We start from the raw sequence: 14,827 nt of genomic DNA on the forward strand, positions 1-14,827 counted from the left end.
CGCCGATCTCGCCCGGCTGACGTGCCCGAAGGCCCAAAAAACCACGCTGGAGGCGCCTCCCACCTGCGGGGGCGTAGTGTCGTCATCGACGGCTGGGCAAGGCCGGCCGCCGCACCGAGATCGACGATTCAGGAGTCCGCGCTGTGACGACAGCCCCCACCCCCCTCGACTGGACCGAGCTCGACAAGAAGGCGGTCGACACCGTACGACTTCTTGCCGCAGATGCCGTGCAAAAGGTGGGCAACGGCCACCCCGGCACCGCAATGAGCCTGGCCCCTGCGGCCTACCTGCTGTACCAGAAGCTGATGCGTCACGACCCGACCGATCCGCACTGGCTCGGTCGCGATCGTTTCGTGCTGTCGTGCGGGCACTCGAGCCTCACGCAGTACATCCAGCTCTACCTCGCCGGCTACCCCATGACGCTCGACGACCTCAAGAGCCTCCGTACGTGGGGCAGCCAGACCCCCGGGCACCCCGAGTACCACCACACCCCCGGCGTCGAGGTCACCACTGGCCCGCTCGGTCAGGGCATCGCCAACGCCGTCGGCTTCGCCATGGCGGCTCGCCGTGAGCGCGGTCTCCTCGACCCGTCGGCTGCGGCCGGCACCAGCCCGTTCGACCACCACGTCTATGCGATCTGCTCCGACGGCGACATCGAAGAAGGCGTGTCGGCCGAGGCGTCGTCACTCGCCGGTCACCAGCAGCTCGGCAACCTGACGCTGCTCTATGACGACAACAAGATCTCGATCGAGGACGACACCGACGTCGCGCTCAGCGAGGACGTCGCGGCACGCTACGAGGCGTACGGCTGGCACGTCCAGGTCGTCGACTGGACCAACGGCGGCACGGGCTACACCGAGGACGTCCAGGCCCTCTGGGACGCCTACCAAGCCGCCGAGGCCGTCACGGACAAGCCGTCGTTCATCGTGCTCCGCACGATCATCGCGTGGCCCGCTCCGACCGCCCAGAACACCGGCGGCTCACACGGGTCCGCCCTGGGCGATGACGAGATCAGGGCCACCAAGGAGCTGCTCGGCTTCGACCCCGACAAGACGTTCATCGTCGACGACGACGTCATCGCCCACACGCAGTCCGCTCGCGACCGTGGCAAGGCGGCGCGGGCCGAGTGGCAGAAGCAGTTCGACGCGTGGACCACCGCCGCGCCGGAGAAGGCCCAGCTGCTCGAGCGTCTCAGCAAGCGTCAGCTGCCCGACGGCTGGGACGCGGGTCTGCCGACGTACGAGCCCGACGACAAGGGCGTCGCCACCCGCGTGGCCTCCGGTGACTTCCTCTCAGCCGCCGTGGCCAACCTGCCGGAGCTGTGGGGCGGCTCGGCCGACCTCGCCGGGTCCAACAACACGACGCCCAAGGGTGAGCCGTCGTTCCTCCCGCCACAGCGCTCGACCGCGAAGTTCACGGGCGACTGGTACGGCCGCGTGCTGCACTTCGGCATCCGCGAGCACGCCATGGGAGCGGTCATGAACGGCATGGCCCTGCACGGGCTGACTCGTCCGTACGGCGGCACGTTCCTCGTGTTCAGCGACTACATGCGCCCGTCCGTACGACTGGCCGCCCTGCAGGAGCTGCCGGTCACGTACGTCTGGACCCACGACTCGATCGGCCTCGGCGAGGACGGTCCGACGCACCAGCCGGTCGAGCACCTCGCCGCACTGCGCGCGATCCCCGGACTCGATGTCGTTCGTCCGGCGGACGCCAACGAGACGATCGAGGCGTGGAAGACGTTGCTCGGCATCACCAACCGTCCGGTCGCGCTCGCGCTCAGCAGGCAGAACCTGCCGACGTTCCCGCGCGGCACCGACGGCTACGCCTCCGCCGACCTGACCGCCAAGGGCGCCTACACCCTGCTCGACACCGACGGCACGCCCGACGTGATCCTGTTCGCCACGGGTTCTGAGGTGCAGCTGGCGGTCAAGGCCCGTGAGCTGCTCGCCTCCGAGGGGATCCAGGCGCGTGTCGTGTCGATGCCGAGCCGCGAGTGGTTCGAGCAGCAGGATGAGGCCTACCGCAACGAGGTCATCCCGCCGTCACTGCGTGCCCGTGTCTCGGTCGAGGCCGGCATCGCGCTCGGCTGGCGCGACATCGTCGGCGACGCCGGCCGCATCATCAGCCTCGAGCACTTTGGCGCCTCGGCCGACTACGCCACGTTGTACGACAAGTTCGGCATCACCGCCGATGCCGTCGTCGCCGCGGCGAAGGACTCGATCGCCGCCGCTGCCAGCGAGCCCACCGCTCCCTTTCACGCCCGACCGGCGGGGCCCGTCGGCCCCGGCGACAACGTAGACGCCACAAACACGCATTGATCCTCACCAAGGAGACATCATGAACGACCGATTGAAGGCCCTCGCCGACGCCGGCGTGTCCATCTGGCTCGATGACCTGTCCCGCGAACGCATCGAGACCGGCAACCTCGCCCAGCTGATTGCCGAGTCGGGCGTCGTGGGCGTCACGACCAACCCGTCGATCTTTGCCTCGGCTCTGGCCAACGGCGAGAAGTACGAGCCGCAGGTCAAGGAGCTCAAGGCGGCTGGCGCGAGTGTCGATGAAGCCGTGTTCGAGCTGACCACCAGCGACGTACGACAGGGCTGCGACATCCTGCTGCCGGTGTTCGACGCCACCCATGGTGTCGACGGCCGCGTGTCGATCGAGGTGGAGCCGGGCCTCGCACGCGACACCGATGCGACCGTCGCCATGGCCAAGAAGCTGTGGGACAAGGTCGGCCACCCCAACACGCTGATCAAGATCCCCGCAACCGTGGAAGGGCTTCCCGCGATCGCCCAGACCATCGCCGCCGGCATCAGCGTCAACATCACGCTGATCTTCTCCCTCGAGCGCTACCGCGGTGTCATGGACGCCTACCTCGACGGCCTCGAGCAGGCGGACGCGGCCGGCCTCGACCTGCGCAACATCCACTCGGTGGCGTCGTTCTTCGTCAGCCGGGTGGACTCCGAGGTCGACAAGCGGCTGCCTGAGGACAGCCCGCTGCGCGGCAAGGCGGCGATCGCCAACGCGCGGCTGGCCTACGAGGCGTACGAAGAGGTCTTCGGCTCCGAACGGTTCACCGCACTCCAGGCCAAGGGCGCCAACGCCCAGCGTCCGCTGTGGGCATCGACCGGCGTCAAGGACCCGGCCTACTCCGACACGATGTACGTCACGGAGCTCGTCGTTGCCAACACCGTCAACACGATGCCCGAGAAGACGCTCCAGGCATTCGCGGATCACGGCGAGCTCCACGGCGATGCGGTGACCGGGACGTACGACGACGCACGGGCGCTCATCGCCGAGCTCGAGGCACAGGGCATCAGCTACGACGAGGTCGTCGACCTCCTCGAGACCGAAGGACTGGAGAAGTTCGACGCCTCGTGGGCCGAGCTCCTCGAGACGGTGTCGACCGAGCTCGACAGGGCCTGACACGTGGTCGAGCTCTTCCTCACCGCGCCGTCGCAGCACGAGTACGAGTCGGCACTCAAGGACGCGATCAACAACCGCATCGCATCACGCATCGCCGCACACGACCCCACCGAGTGGGGGCCCGAGGCGGTGTCGGAGGCGTCGATCCGGTTGAGCTGGACCGGGCTCGCCGAGTCGTCCCGCCCGTTGATCGCCGAGATCCTCGAGCTCCGGGAGGCCCTTGCCGCCAAGGGCCTCGACCATGTCGTGCTGTGCGGCATGGGTGGCTCGTCGCTGGCACCTGAGGTCATCTGCACCACGTACGGCGTCCCGTTGACGGTCCTCGACTCCTCACAGCCCGACATGGTGCGCGCGGCGATCGCCAATGACCTCGAGCGCAGCATCGTCGTCGTCTCCAGCAAGTCCGGCGGCACGATCGAGACCGACAGCCAGCGTCGCGCGTACGAGAAGGCGTTCACGGACGCCGGCCTCGTGCCGACCGACCACATCATCGTCGTCACGGATCCCGGGTCGCCGCTCGACCGGGAAGCCACCCAGGCGGGCTACCGGGTGTTCCACGCCGATCCCCACGTCGGCGGTCGTTACTCCGCACTGACGGCCTTCGGGCTGGTGCCGAGTGGCCTGGCCGGTGCGGACGTCGGCGAGCTGCTCGACCAGGCGGCGTCCGCACAGGACGACGTCGCGGTGGACGGCGCAGACAACCCCGCCCTGCGTCTGGGTGTGCTGCTGGGTGTGGCGCACCGGCACCAGGTCGACAAGCTGGTGATGGCCGACCAGTCGCGCCACGGGTTCGGCGACTGGATCGAGCAGCTCGTGGCGGAGTCGACGGGCAAGAACGGCAAGGGCATCCTGCCGGTCGTCGTACCGTTCGAGAACGCCGTCAACTTCAACCCCAGCACGGCAGACTCGGTCCTGCTGTCGATCGACGGTGACAGCGCACCCGAGGCCCAGTCGGGCTACGGCATCGCCATCAGGGCTGATCTCGGTGCCGAGATGCTGATCTGGGAGACCGCCGTGGCAGTGGCCGGCAGCGTCATCGGCATCAACCCGTTCGACCAGCCCGACGTCGAGAGTGCCAAGCAGGCAGCTCGCGACCTGCTCGGTGGTGGCGGCGAGAAGCCCACCCCCGACGTCACGGTCGGAGCCATCGACGTCTACGGACACGACGGGTCCTCGATCACCGAGACCATCACCTGGCTGTTGGACCAGCTCGACCTGGATCACGGCTACGTCGCGCTGCAGGTCTACCTCGACCGGTTCGACCATGCCGACTTCGCGGGAGCGCGCGAGATCGTGGCGCAGCGCACCGGCCGGCCGACCACGTTCGGCTGGGGACCGCGGTTCCTCCACTCGACGGGGCAGTACCACAAGGGTGGCCCCGCCACGGGCGTCTACCTTCAGGTCACCGGTGACCCGATCGAGGACCTCAGCATCCCCGGCCGCGAGTTCACGTTCGGCTCGTTCATCGAGTCACAGGCAGCCGGTGACGCGGCTGTGCTGCGCCAACGCGGCCGCCCCGTCGTACGGCTGCACCTCAAGGACGTCCCGGCAGGTCTTCAGCTCCTGCGCACGGCCCTGGCCGGAAGGAGCGAATGATGGTCGACAACCCGCTCCGCGATCCCCGGGATCGCCGGCTCCCCCGCATCGCCGGGCCGTGCAGCCTGATCCTGTTCGGCGTCACCGGCGACCTCGCCAAGAAGAAGCTCATCCCCGCCGTCTACGACCTTGCCAACCGCGGCCTGCTTCCGCCCGGATTCGCCCTCGTCGGGTTCGCCCGCCAGGACTTCGGCAAGCAGGCGTTCTCCAAGATGATCAAGCAGGCGGCCAAGGACGGCGCCCGTACGCCGTGGAGCGAGACCGTGTGGAAGCAGCTCGCCGCAGGCATCCGGTTCGTTCCCGGCGAGTTCGACGACGATGACGCCTGGGAGCGCCTCGGCAAGACGATGGAGGAGCTCGACAGGCAGCAGGGTACGGGCGGCAACCACGCGTTCTACCTGTCGATCCCGCCGAGCCTGTTCCCCGTCGTGGTGTCCCAGATCAAGAAGCACGGTCTCGCGGAGTCGTCGCAGGGCTGGCGCCGGGTCGTCATCGAGAAGCCGTTCGGCCACGACCTCGCCACGGCCCAGGAGCTCAACACGATCGTCGCCGACGTGTTCCCGAGCCAGTCGGTGTTTCGCATCGACCACTACCTCGGCAAGGAGACGGTCCAGAACATCCTGGCGTTCCGCTTCGCCAACGGCATGTTCGAGCCGATCTGGAACAACCATTACGTCGACCACGTGCAGATCACGATGGCCGAGGACATCGGCATCGGATCACGCGCCGGCTACTACGACGGCATCGGTGCGGCCCGCGACGTCATCCAGAACCACCTGCTGCAGCTGATGGCCCTGATCGCGATGGAGGAGCCGGTCTCGTTCAACGCCAAGAGCCTGCGCATCGAGAAGCAGAAGATCCTCGCCAACGCCCGGACACCTGCACGGATCGACCTGCACTCGGCCCACGCACAGTACGACGGCGGCTGGGCGGGCGGCGAGAAGGTGCTCGGCTACCTCGAGGAGCAGGGCATACCGCAGACGTCGACCACCGAGACGTACGCCGCGATGCGCATCGACATCAGCACCCGGCGCTGGGCGGGCGTCCCGTTCTACCTCCGCACCGGCAAGCGCCTGGGTCGACGCGTCACGGAGCTCGCGGTCATCTTCAAGCGCGCGCCCCACCAGCCGTTCAGCAAGCACGACGTGGAGGAGCTCGGCCAGAATGCCCTCGTGATGCGGATCCAGCCCGACGAGGGCGTGACACTGCGCTTCGGTGCCAAGGTCCCCGGCACGACGATGGAGATCCGCGACGTCAACATGGACTTCGCTTACGGCGGCGCCTTCGTCGAGAGCAGCCCGGAGGCGTACGAGCGGTTGATCCTCGACGTGCTCCTGGGTGATCCCCCGCTGTTCCCGCACCGCGAGGAGGTCGAGCTCTCCTGGGAGATCCTGGATCCGGTGATCGAGCACTGGAGCAAGCAGAAGACGATCGACACCTACCCGTCGGGCACCTGGGGCCCTGAGTCCGCCGACAAGATGCTCGCGCGCGACGGCCGTGTCTGGAGGCGTCCCTGATGGAAATTGCTCTCGAGAAGACCAACGCCGCGCGGATCGCCCGCGCGCTCGTCAAGGCACGCCGTGCGGCGGGCAGCCCGGCGATGGACATGGTGCTCACGCTGCTCGTGGTCACCGACGACGAAGAGGTCGGGGCTGCGCTGCGTACGGCCACCACGCTGTCGCGCGAGCATCCCTCCCGCGTCATCGGCGTGATCCTCGGCGACGGCCGCGGTGCCGCCGAGCTCAACGCCAAGGTCCGGGTCGGCGAGAGCTCGTCGGGCGAGTCGATCCTGCTGCGCATCTCCGGCGAGCTCACGAAGCACGCCGAGTCGGTCGTGCTGCCGCTGCTGCTTCCCGACTCCCCCGTGGTCGTCTGGTGGCCGGGCAAGCCGCCCACCGACCCGTCCGCCGACGCGATCGGTCAGCTCGCCCAGCGCCGCCTGACCGACGCCGAGGCGACCGACTCACCTATCCGGTCACTGAAGTCGGTGGGACGTCACTACGCGCCGGGTGACACCGACCTCTCCTGGACCCGCCTGACACCGTGGCGTGCGCTCCTCGCGGCTGCGCTCGACCAGTCGACCAGCAAGGTCTCCAGCGGCTCCGTGACCGCTGGTACCGGCAATCCCGCCGCGACGTTGCTCGTCGCGTGGCTGGAGAGCCGGCTCAAGGTGCCGATCACGCTGCGCAAGGGTGACATCGAGCAGATCTCGTCCGTCGTCCTCCACACCGCTGCGGGCGATGTCGTCATCGAGCGTGTTGGCCCGACGTCCTGCCACTTCAGCGTGCCGGGCTCGTCGCCGCGCGAGGTGCCGCTGGGCGCCCGTACGCTCGCCGAGCTCCTGGCCGAGGACCTCCGCCGCCTGGATGCCGATGACATCTACGAGGCCACGATCAGTCACCTCCTGACATCATGACGCGCACCGAGATCTTCCCGGACGCCGAGACCCTGGCGACGTCGATCGCGTCGCTGCTGTCGATCCGCATCGCCAACGTGCAGGCGGAAGGTCGCCGGCCGAGCGTGGTCCTGACGGGCGGCACGATCGCGATTGCCGCGTACGCGGTCCTCGAGGCGGGCGAGGTCGACTGGACGGACGTCGACTTCTACTGGGGAGACGAGCGGTTCGTGCCCGAAGGTCATTCCGACCGCAACGATCAGCAGGCCCGGGACGCGTTCCTCGACCGCCTGCGCGTGCCGACCGAGCACATCCACTCGATGCCGGCGCACGGGTGCGACCTCAGCATGGCCGACGCCGCGGACGCTTACGGCGACAAGCTCCCGCGCGACCCGTTCGACGTCGTGCTGCTCGGCGTCGGACCCGACGGGCACGTGGCGTCGCTGTTCCCCGGGTTCGCGCAGCTGCACGAGACCGAGCGACGAGCTGTCGAGGTCTTCAACTCCCCCAAGCCTCCGCCAGAGCGCATCACGATGACGTTCCCGACGCTCAACAACGCCGATGCGGTGTGGTTCCTGGTGTCAGGGGACGGCAAGGCTGACGCGGTGGCTCGTGCGCTGGGTGACGGCACGATCGACGACATTCCGGCAATCGGCGTGAAGGGTCAGACGGAGACGGTCTGGCTGCTCGACGAAGCCGCGGCTTCGCGGCTCTGACCCGAGGCGATGACCTGCGCGATCACGTCCGGGAGCGGTGCCTGAGCGGCCAATCCAGCGCCCTGATGGGTGGTTAGGTCCCGCCCACACACCCGAGGTGATTTAGAAGATGACTTCGCCAGTCTTGCGCTTGGTGCGCAGCATCTCGATGGCCTCCGTCAGGATCTCGGCCGCTTCGGTCTCGGAGCGACGCTCCTTCACGTAGGCCAGATGCGTCTTGTAGGGCGCGATCTTCTGGGCGGCTTGGAGGTTCTCGGCGTCGGAGCTTGCCGGCATGCCGCAGCGCGGGCAGTCCCACGACTCGGGGGGCTCAGCCTCGATGGCGAACTGCAGCACGGTGGTGTGCTCGTTCATGCAGAAGTACGTCACCGCCTGGCGCGGAGCGGACTCGCCGCGCTCGGCTTCTCCCATCGGACCAGCGCCGATGCGGCTGCCCCGGATCGCACCTGCAGCCACTAGTTGCTCACCTTCAGGAGCAGGCCGAGAGCAAAGATGCACACAACCCAGACGACGGCGATTCCGACCGTGATGCGGTCAAGGTTGCGCTCGGCGACGGACGAACCGCCGAGCGAGCTCGAGACACCGCCACCGAACATGTCGGAGAGGCCACCCCCACGGCCCTTGTGCATGAGAACCAGCACGATCATGAGCATGCTGCTGATCGTGAGGATTATGGAGAACGTCAAAATCACGGATGGGCCTTCGTTGTCAGGCGCCGGAGAGATCCGGCATGTCGTAGAACCGGGCGATCCCGGCAAACTCCTCCGCTTGGAGGCTTGCACCGCCGACCAAGGCTCCGTCGACGTCCGACTTCGCCATGATGGCGGCAATGTTCGCCGCTTTCACTGATCCGCCGTAAAGGATACGCAATGAGTCGGCCGCATCGGCAGACCAGGTCTCCGCAACACGCGCACGGATTGCAGCGCACACCTCCTGGGCGTCCTCAGGAGTGGCGACTTCGCCGGTGCCGATGGCCCATACGGGCTCGTAGGCGACGACCAGCGATGCCACCTGCTCGGCGCTGAAACCATCGAGCGAGCCGTCGACCTGCGCCAGCGTGTAGGCCACGTGCTCGCCGGACTGACGAACCTCCAGACCTTCGCCGACGCACACGATCGGCGTCATACCGGCAGCCAGCGACTTGCCCGCCTTGGTGTTGACCAGGGCATCGGACTCACCGTGGTATTCGCGGCGCTCGGAGTGGCCGACCACGACGTACGTGCAGCCGAGCTTTGACAGCATCGTCGCCGAGATCTCGCCGGTGTAGGCACCGCCATCGTGCTCGGAGACATCCTGCGCGCCGTAGCCGATCGCCAGGTGGTCACCGTCGACCAGCGTCTGCACGCTGCGGATGTCGGTGAACGGCGGGATCACGACGACCTCGGACTTCTCGAAGTCATGCTTCTTGTCCTGCAGCGTCCAGGCGAGCTTCTGGACGAGAACCACGGCTTCCTGGTGGTTGAGGTTGGACTTCCAGTTGCCGGCCATCAAGGGCTTGCGTGCGGAGGCCATGGTTACTTCCCTTCCAGGATGTCGAGGCCCGGGAGCGTCTTGCCCTCGAGATATTCGAGACTTGCGCCACCGCCGGTGGAGATGTGTCCGAAGTCGGAGTCCTCGAAGCCGAGCTGGCGTACGGCCGCTGCCGAGTCGCCACCGCCGACGACCGACAGGCCGTCGACCTCGGTGAGTGCCTGCGCGACGGCCTTGGTCCCGGCCTCGAAGGACGACATCTCGAACACGCCCATCGGACCGTTCCAGAACACCGTCTTGGAGGCCTTGATGATCTCGGCGAATGCCTTGGCGCTGGCGGGGCCGATGTCGAGACCGAGCTGGTCGGCCGGGATGGCGTCAGCGTTGACCGTCGATGCGTTGGCATTGGCGAACTCGGGGGCGACCACGATGTCAGTCGGCAGCACGAGCTTGACGCCCTTGGTCTCGGCCTGCTTGATGTAGTCGCGAGCGATGTCGAGCTGGTCGTCCTCGAGGAGAGATTTGCCGACTTCGTGACCCTGGGCCTTGAGGAAGGTGAACACCATCCCGCCACCGATCAGCAGGTTGTCGGCCTTGTCGAGCAGGTTGTCGATGACGCCGAGCTTGTCGGAGACCTTCGAACCACCCAGCACGACGGTGTAGGGGCGCTCCGGGCTCTCGGTGAGCTGCTTGAGCACCTTGACCTCGGTCTCGACGAGACCGCCGACGGCAGCCGGGAGACGTGTCGCGATGTCGTAGACGCTGGCCTGCTTTCGGTGGACGACGCCGAATCCGTCGGACACGAACACGTCGGCCAGGTCGGCGAGCTCGTCGGCAAACTCGCCACGTTCCTTGTCGTCCTTGCTGGTCTCGCCGGCGTTGAACCGTACGTTCTCCAGCACCAGCACGTCACCGTCGGCGAGACCGGCGATCTGGGTCTTGGCGTCCTCGCCGACCGTGTCCTGGGCGAAGTAGACCTGCGGCTCGATGAGCTCGCCGAGGCGAGCTGCCACGGGCTCGAGCGAGTATCGCGGATCGGGCTTGCCCTCAGGCCGGCCGAGGTGGGCGACGACCAGCACCTGGGCGCCTGCATCGGCGAGCTGCACGATCGTCGGGACGCTCGCGCGTACGCGGCCGTCGTCGGTGATCGTCGCGCCGTCGAGCGGCACGTTGAGATCGCTGCGGACGAGCACGCGCTTGCCGCGCAGGTCACCCAGGTCGCTGATCGTCTTCACGGGTCAGACTCTCGCGCTGACTAGAGGGAGGTGCCGACGAGGACCGTGAGGTCGACGAGACGGTTGGAGTAGCCCCACTCGTTGTCGTACCAGCCGACGACCTTGACCTGGTCGCCGATGACCTTCGTCAGGCCCGAGTCGAAGATGCACGACGACGGGTCGGTGACGATGTCGGACGAGACGATCTCGTCCTCGGTGTAGGTCAGGAAGCCCTTGAGCGAGCCCTCGGACGCGTCCTTGAGGATCTGGTTGACCTCCTCGACAGTGGTCTCGCGCGAGGCCGTGAACGTCAGGTCGGTGGCCGAACCCGTCGGCACAGGCACGCGGAGCGCGTAGCCGTCGAGCTTGCCCTTGAGCTCGGGCAGCACGAGGCTGACGGCCTTGGCCGCGCCGGTCGACGTGGGAACGATGTTGATCGCGGCGGCACGGGCACGACGCAGGTCACCGTGCGGGGCGTCCTGCAGGTTCTGGTCCTGCGTGTAGGCGTGGATCGTGGTCATCAGGCCACGCTCGATGCCGAGTGCGTCGTTGAGTGCCTTGGCCATCGGCGCCAGGCAGTTGGTCGTGCACGAGGCGTTGGAGATGATCGTGTGCGCCTGGGCGTCGTAGGTCTCGTGGTTGACGCCCATGACGATCGTGGCGTCCTCGTTCTTGGCCGGTGCCGAGATGATGACCTTCTTGGCGCCGCCGTCGACGTGGGCCTTGGCCTGCGTCGCGTCGGTGAAGAATCCGGTGGATTCGATGACGATGTCGGCGCCGACGGCAGCCCAGTCGAGCTTGGAGGGGTCGCGCTCAGCGAACGCAGCGATCTTCTGACCGCCCACGGTGATCGACGTGTCGTCGTACGAGACGTCGGCGTCGAGACGGCCGAGGATCGTGTCGTACTTGAGCAGATGTGCGAGCGTCTTGTTGTCGGTCAGGTCGTTGACGGCGACGATCTCGATGTCTGCGCCGGCGGCACGAGCCGCGCGGAAGAAGTTGCGGCCGATACGGCCAAATCCATTGATGCCTACGCGAACAGTCACGGGGACGGGTCTCCTGCGGGAAGGGGTGGGATTACCACCTCACCCTACCGAGTGGCGACTGCTACCCGCGAGTCACCTCCTTCGGTCGCTGCGCTCCCTCACGGCCTCGTCCTGCCCCCTACTCGTACCTCGTGGGGGGACCCCCAGGCCCAGGAACCGGAAAGGGAGGTACCTAACCCTCCGCGAGGGACTCCTCGCTGAGGCTCGACTCGGTGTCAGGGATACCGAGCTCCTCGGCGCGCTTGTCAGCCATGGCCAGCAGGCGGCGTATGCGGCCCGCGATCGCGTCCTTGGTCAGCGCCGGGTCGTGCAGCTGGCCCAGCTCCTCGAGGCTCGCCTGACGGTGCTCGACCCGCAGGCTGCCAGCCATCTTGAGGTGGTCGGGCACCTCCTCGCCGAGGATCTCCAGGGCGCGCTGCGCGCGGGCACCAGCCGCGACGGCGGCGCGTGCGGAGCGACGGAGGTTGGCGTCATCGAAGTTGGCGAGGCGATTGGCCGTCGCCCGCACCTCGCGCCGCATGCGTCGTTCTTCCCAGGCAAGCAATGACTCATGGGCGCCCAGACGCGTCAGCAGGGCACCGATGGCCTCACCGTCGCGGATCACAACTCGGTCGACGCCACGGACCTCACGCGCCTTGGCGCTGATGCCGAGACGACGCGCCGCACCGACGAGGGCGAGTGCCGCCTCGGGTCCGGGGCAGCTCACCTCGAGCGCCGACGATCGGCCGGGCTCGGTGAGGGAGCCGTGCGCGAGGAAGGCTCCACGCCACGCAGCAACGGCGTCGCAGGAGGAACCCGAGACCACCTGGGGTGGCAGACCGCGTACGGGGCGACCGCTGGCGTCGATCAGGCCCGTCTGTCGGGCGAGCGCGTCACCGTCCTTGGCGACACGAACGAGGTAGTGGGTGGCCTTGCGGATGCCGGCATTCTGCATCACCGCGACCTCGCTGTCGTGGCCGTAGACCTCGGCGATGTCCTTGCGCAGGCGCCTCGCCGCCGCGCCGGTGTCGAGCTCAGCCTCGATCACGATGCGTCCGGCGACGATGTGGAGTCCACCGGCGAACCGGAGGATCGACGAGACCTCAGCCTTGCGACAGCACGACTTGGTGATTGCTGTGTTGGCGAGCTCTGCCTTCACCTGAGCAGTCATGGCCATCGGGTGGAACCCCCATCGATCGATATCCCCGAGCTCACTCTATGCCTGTTTCATCGCGCGACTGAACGCGGCCGCGAGCCTGATCGGGTCGTGCTGGTCGGACCCCGGTGACAGCGCGACGTCGGCGACGACGAGCCTGGCTCCGAGTGCACGTGCTGCTGCCTCGAGGTTGCCACGCGGGTCCACGAGCGAGGTGTCGGCGATCACAACATCGAGACCCAGCTCGGGCGCGTGCGCCCCCAGGACCTCGAGGTGATCGGTGGGTGTGAGCCCCTCGGTCTCGCCGGCCTGCTCCCCCAGGTTGAGCACCAGGATCCGGTTGGCGGTGCAGCTGACCAGGGCATCGCGGAGCTCGGGCACGAGCAACGTCGGCATGACGCTGGTGAACCACGAGCCCGGGCCTACCGTCACCCAGTCAGCATCCTTGACCGCGGTGACCGCCTCCGGGCACGCCGGCGGGTCGAGCGGGTCGAGCCTGACGCTGACCACCTGCCCGTCGACCGAGGCGACCTGCGACTGGCCACGTACGACGGTGAGCCGGTCGGGCGCTGAACGCAGGTGCACCTCGGCCTCGATGTCGAGGGGGACGGCGGCCATCGGGAGTACGCGACCCTGCGCGCCCAGCAGCTCCGCGACGAGGTCCAGCCCGGCAACGTGGTCGCCGAGCTGGTCCCAGATCGCGGCGATCAGGAGGTTGCCCACCGCGTGGTCCTTGAGCGGCCCGTCGCTGCTGAAGCGGTGCTGGAGGATTCCGGCCCAGGTGCGACCCCACTCGTCGTCGCCGCACAGCGCCGCCAGCGCCATGCGGAGGTCTCCGGGCGGGAGCACGCCGAGCTCCTCACGCAGTCGTCCGGACGAACCCCCGTTGTCGGCGACTGTGACGACGCCGGTCAGGTCACGAGTGAGATGGCGCAGGGCGCTGAGGCTGGCGGCGAGTCCGTGACCCCCGCCGAGCGCAACGACCTTCATGCTGTCGCTCACTCGCGGCCCAGGTCGCGGTGCACGACGAGCACGCGTACGCCGTGCGCCTCGAGTCGTTCGCCCAACGCCTCGGCCATCGCGACGCTGCGGTGCCGCCCGCCGGTGCAGCCGAGGGCGATCGTCAGGAAGTGCTGGTCCTCGCGGAGGTAGCCGTCGGTCAGCAGGGCGACGAGCTCGTCGTACTTCTCGAGGAAATCCTCCGACAGCGGTTGCTTGCGTACGTAGTCTCGCACCGGCTCGTCGAGCCCGCTCAGCGGCCGGAGCTCCGGCACCCAGTAGGGGTTGGGGAGGAACCGCAGGTCAGCGACCATGTCGGCGTCGATCGGCAGTCCGTACTTGAAGCCGAACGACATGACCGAGGCGCGGAGCCGGCCGCCGTCGTCGGCGTCCTCGAAGGCGGCCCGGATGCGCTGTCCGAGCTGGTGGACGTTGAGGTTGGTCGTGTCGACGACCAGGTCGGCGCGGCCGCGAATGCGCCGCAACAACTCACGCTCGCGGTCGAATCCATCCATGAGCCGGCCCTCACGACTCAACGGGTGCGGACGGCGCGCGGCCTCCTGACGGCGTACGAGCACCTCGTCGGAGGCCTCGAGGTAGAGGATGCGGGCACCGGTGCCGTCCTTGCGCAATGACTCGAGCTCGTCCACGAGGCGGGCGAAGAACTCTCGCGACCTGGCATCGACGACGACGGCGAGCTTGTCGAACTCTGATGACTCGGCGGTGTCGACAACCGCCTTGATCAGGCTCGGCGGGATGTTGTCGACGACGTAGTAGCCGAGCTTTTCGAGGACCTTGGCTGCCGATCCGCGTCCGGCGCCGGTCAT

14 protein-coding genes are annotated in these 14,827 nt (G+C 67.9%); 6 read left to right on the forward strand and 8 right to left on the reverse strand.

Translation table 11 applies throughout. From position 1 onward, the window contains the following. The first annotated feature begins 143 nt into the window (after window positions 1-143). Genes tkt through pgl form a run of 6 tightly spaced genes read left to right on the forward strand, consistent with a single transcriptional unit; the run spans window position 144 to window position 8,136 of the window. Window positions 144-2,321 (forward strand): transketolase, encoded by a 2,178-nt coding sequence (tkt, locus tag ABD683_RS17040; RefSeq protein WP_344771263.1) that lies wholly within the window; start codon window positions 144-146, stop codon window positions 2,319-2,321. A 19-nt stretch (window positions 2,322-2,340) separates the two neighbouring features. Then, window positions 2,341-3,429, forward strand: coding sequence for a transaldolase (gene tal, locus ABD683_RS17045; RefSeq protein ID WP_344771264.1), 1,089 nt, complete (start codon window positions 2,341-2,343; stop codon window positions 3,427-3,429). A gap of 3 nt (window positions 3,430-3,432) precedes the next feature. After that, entirely contained in the window at window positions 3,433-5,025 is a 1,593-nt protein-coding gene (locus tag ABD683_RS17050; protein WP_344771265.1) for a glucose-6-phosphate isomerase, read from the forward strand. Next, a complete protein-coding gene (gene zwf, locus ABD683_RS17055; RefSeq protein WP_344771266.1) occupies window positions 5,025-6,542 on the forward strand; it encodes a glucose-6-phosphate dehydrogenase in 1,518 nt (505 codons plus the stop codon). The genes ABD683_RS17050 and zwf overlap by 1 nt, the downstream gene beginning before the upstream one ends. Continuing rightward, entirely contained in the window at window positions 6,542-7,441 is a 900-nt protein-coding gene (locus ABD683_RS17060) for a glucose-6-phosphate dehydrogenase assembly protein OpcA (protein WP_344771267.1), read from the forward strand. Before zwf ends, ABD683_RS17060 begins: the two co-directional genes overlap by 1 nt. Continuing rightward, window positions 7,438-8,136: a 6-phosphogluconolactonase gene (pgl, locus tag ABD683_RS17065; protein WP_344771268.1), complete on the forward strand. Its 699-nt coding sequence runs from the start codon at window positions 7,438-7,440 to the stop codon at window positions 8,134-8,136. Before ABD683_RS17060 ends, pgl begins: the two co-directional genes overlap by 4 nt. Window positions 8,137-8,238: 102 nt before the next feature. Here pgl and ABD683_RS17070 read toward each other — a convergent pair whose 3' ends face one another. The 8 genes from ABD683_RS17070 to rapZ all read right to left on the reverse strand — a co-directional run bounded on the left by ABD683_RS17070 (window position 8,239) and on the right by rapZ (window position 14,827). Beyond that, on the reverse strand, window positions 8,239-8,592 hold the full coding sequence (locus ABD683_RS17070) for an RNA polymerase-binding protein RbpA (RefSeq protein WP_344771269.1): 354 nt from the start codon (window positions 8,590-8,592) through the stop codon (window positions 8,239-8,241). Further along, window positions 8,592-8,828, reverse strand: coding sequence for a preprotein translocase subunit SecG (gene secG, locus ABD683_RS17075; protein WP_344771270.1), 237 nt, complete (start codon window positions 8,826-8,828; stop codon window positions 8,592-8,594). Before secG ends, ABD683_RS17070 begins: the two co-directional genes overlap by 1 nt. A 16-nt stretch (window positions 8,829-8,844) precedes the next feature. Next, window positions 8,845-9,648 (reverse strand): triose-phosphate isomerase, encoded by an 804-nt coding sequence (gene tpiA / locus ABD683_RS17080; RefSeq protein WP_344771271.1) that lies wholly within the window; start codon window positions 9,646-9,648, stop codon window positions 8,845-8,847. A gap of 2 nt (window positions 9,649-9,650) precedes the next feature. Beyond that, window positions 9,651-10,841 carry a phosphoglycerate kinase gene (locus tag ABD683_RS17085; protein ID WP_344771272.1) on the reverse strand — a complete coding sequence of 397 codons (1,191 nt, stop codon included), beginning with the start codon at window positions 10,839-10,841 and terminating at the stop codon, window positions 9,651-9,653. 20 nt (window positions 10,842-10,861) lie between these two features. After that, the gene (gene gap / locus ABD683_RS17090) at window positions 10,862-11,866 is read right to left on the reverse strand and encodes a type I glyceraldehyde-3-phosphate dehydrogenase (RefSeq protein WP_344771273.1); all 1,005 of its coding nucleotides are present in this window, start codon (window positions 11,864-11,866) and stop codon (window positions 10,862-10,864) included. Between the two features lie 172 nt (window positions 11,867-12,038). Next, complete coding sequence (gene whiA / locus ABD683_RS17095; protein WP_344771274.1) at window positions 12,039-13,022, reverse strand: DNA-binding protein WhiA; 984 nt, start codon at window positions 13,020-13,022, stop codon at window positions 12,039-12,041. A 39-nt stretch (window positions 13,023-13,061) separates the two neighbouring features. Continuing rightward, on the reverse strand, window positions 13,062-13,991 hold the full coding sequence (locus ABD683_RS17100; protein ID WP_344771275.1) for a gluconeogenesis factor YvcK family protein: 930 nt from the start codon (window positions 13,989-13,991) through the stop codon (window positions 13,062-13,064). An 8-nt stretch (window positions 13,992-13,999) separates the two neighbouring features. Beyond that, window positions 14,000-14,827 (reverse strand): RNase adapter RapZ, encoded by an 828-nt coding sequence (gene rapZ / locus ABD683_RS17105; RefSeq protein ID WP_344771624.1) that lies wholly within the window; start codon window positions 14,825-14,827, stop codon window positions 14,000-14,002.

Origin of the sequence: Aeromicrobium panaciterrae (assembly GCF_039537165.1) — a bacterium.
Lineage (GTDB): Bacteria > Actinomycetota > Actinomycetes > Propionibacteriales > Nocardioidaceae > Aeromicrobium > Aeromicrobium panaciterrae.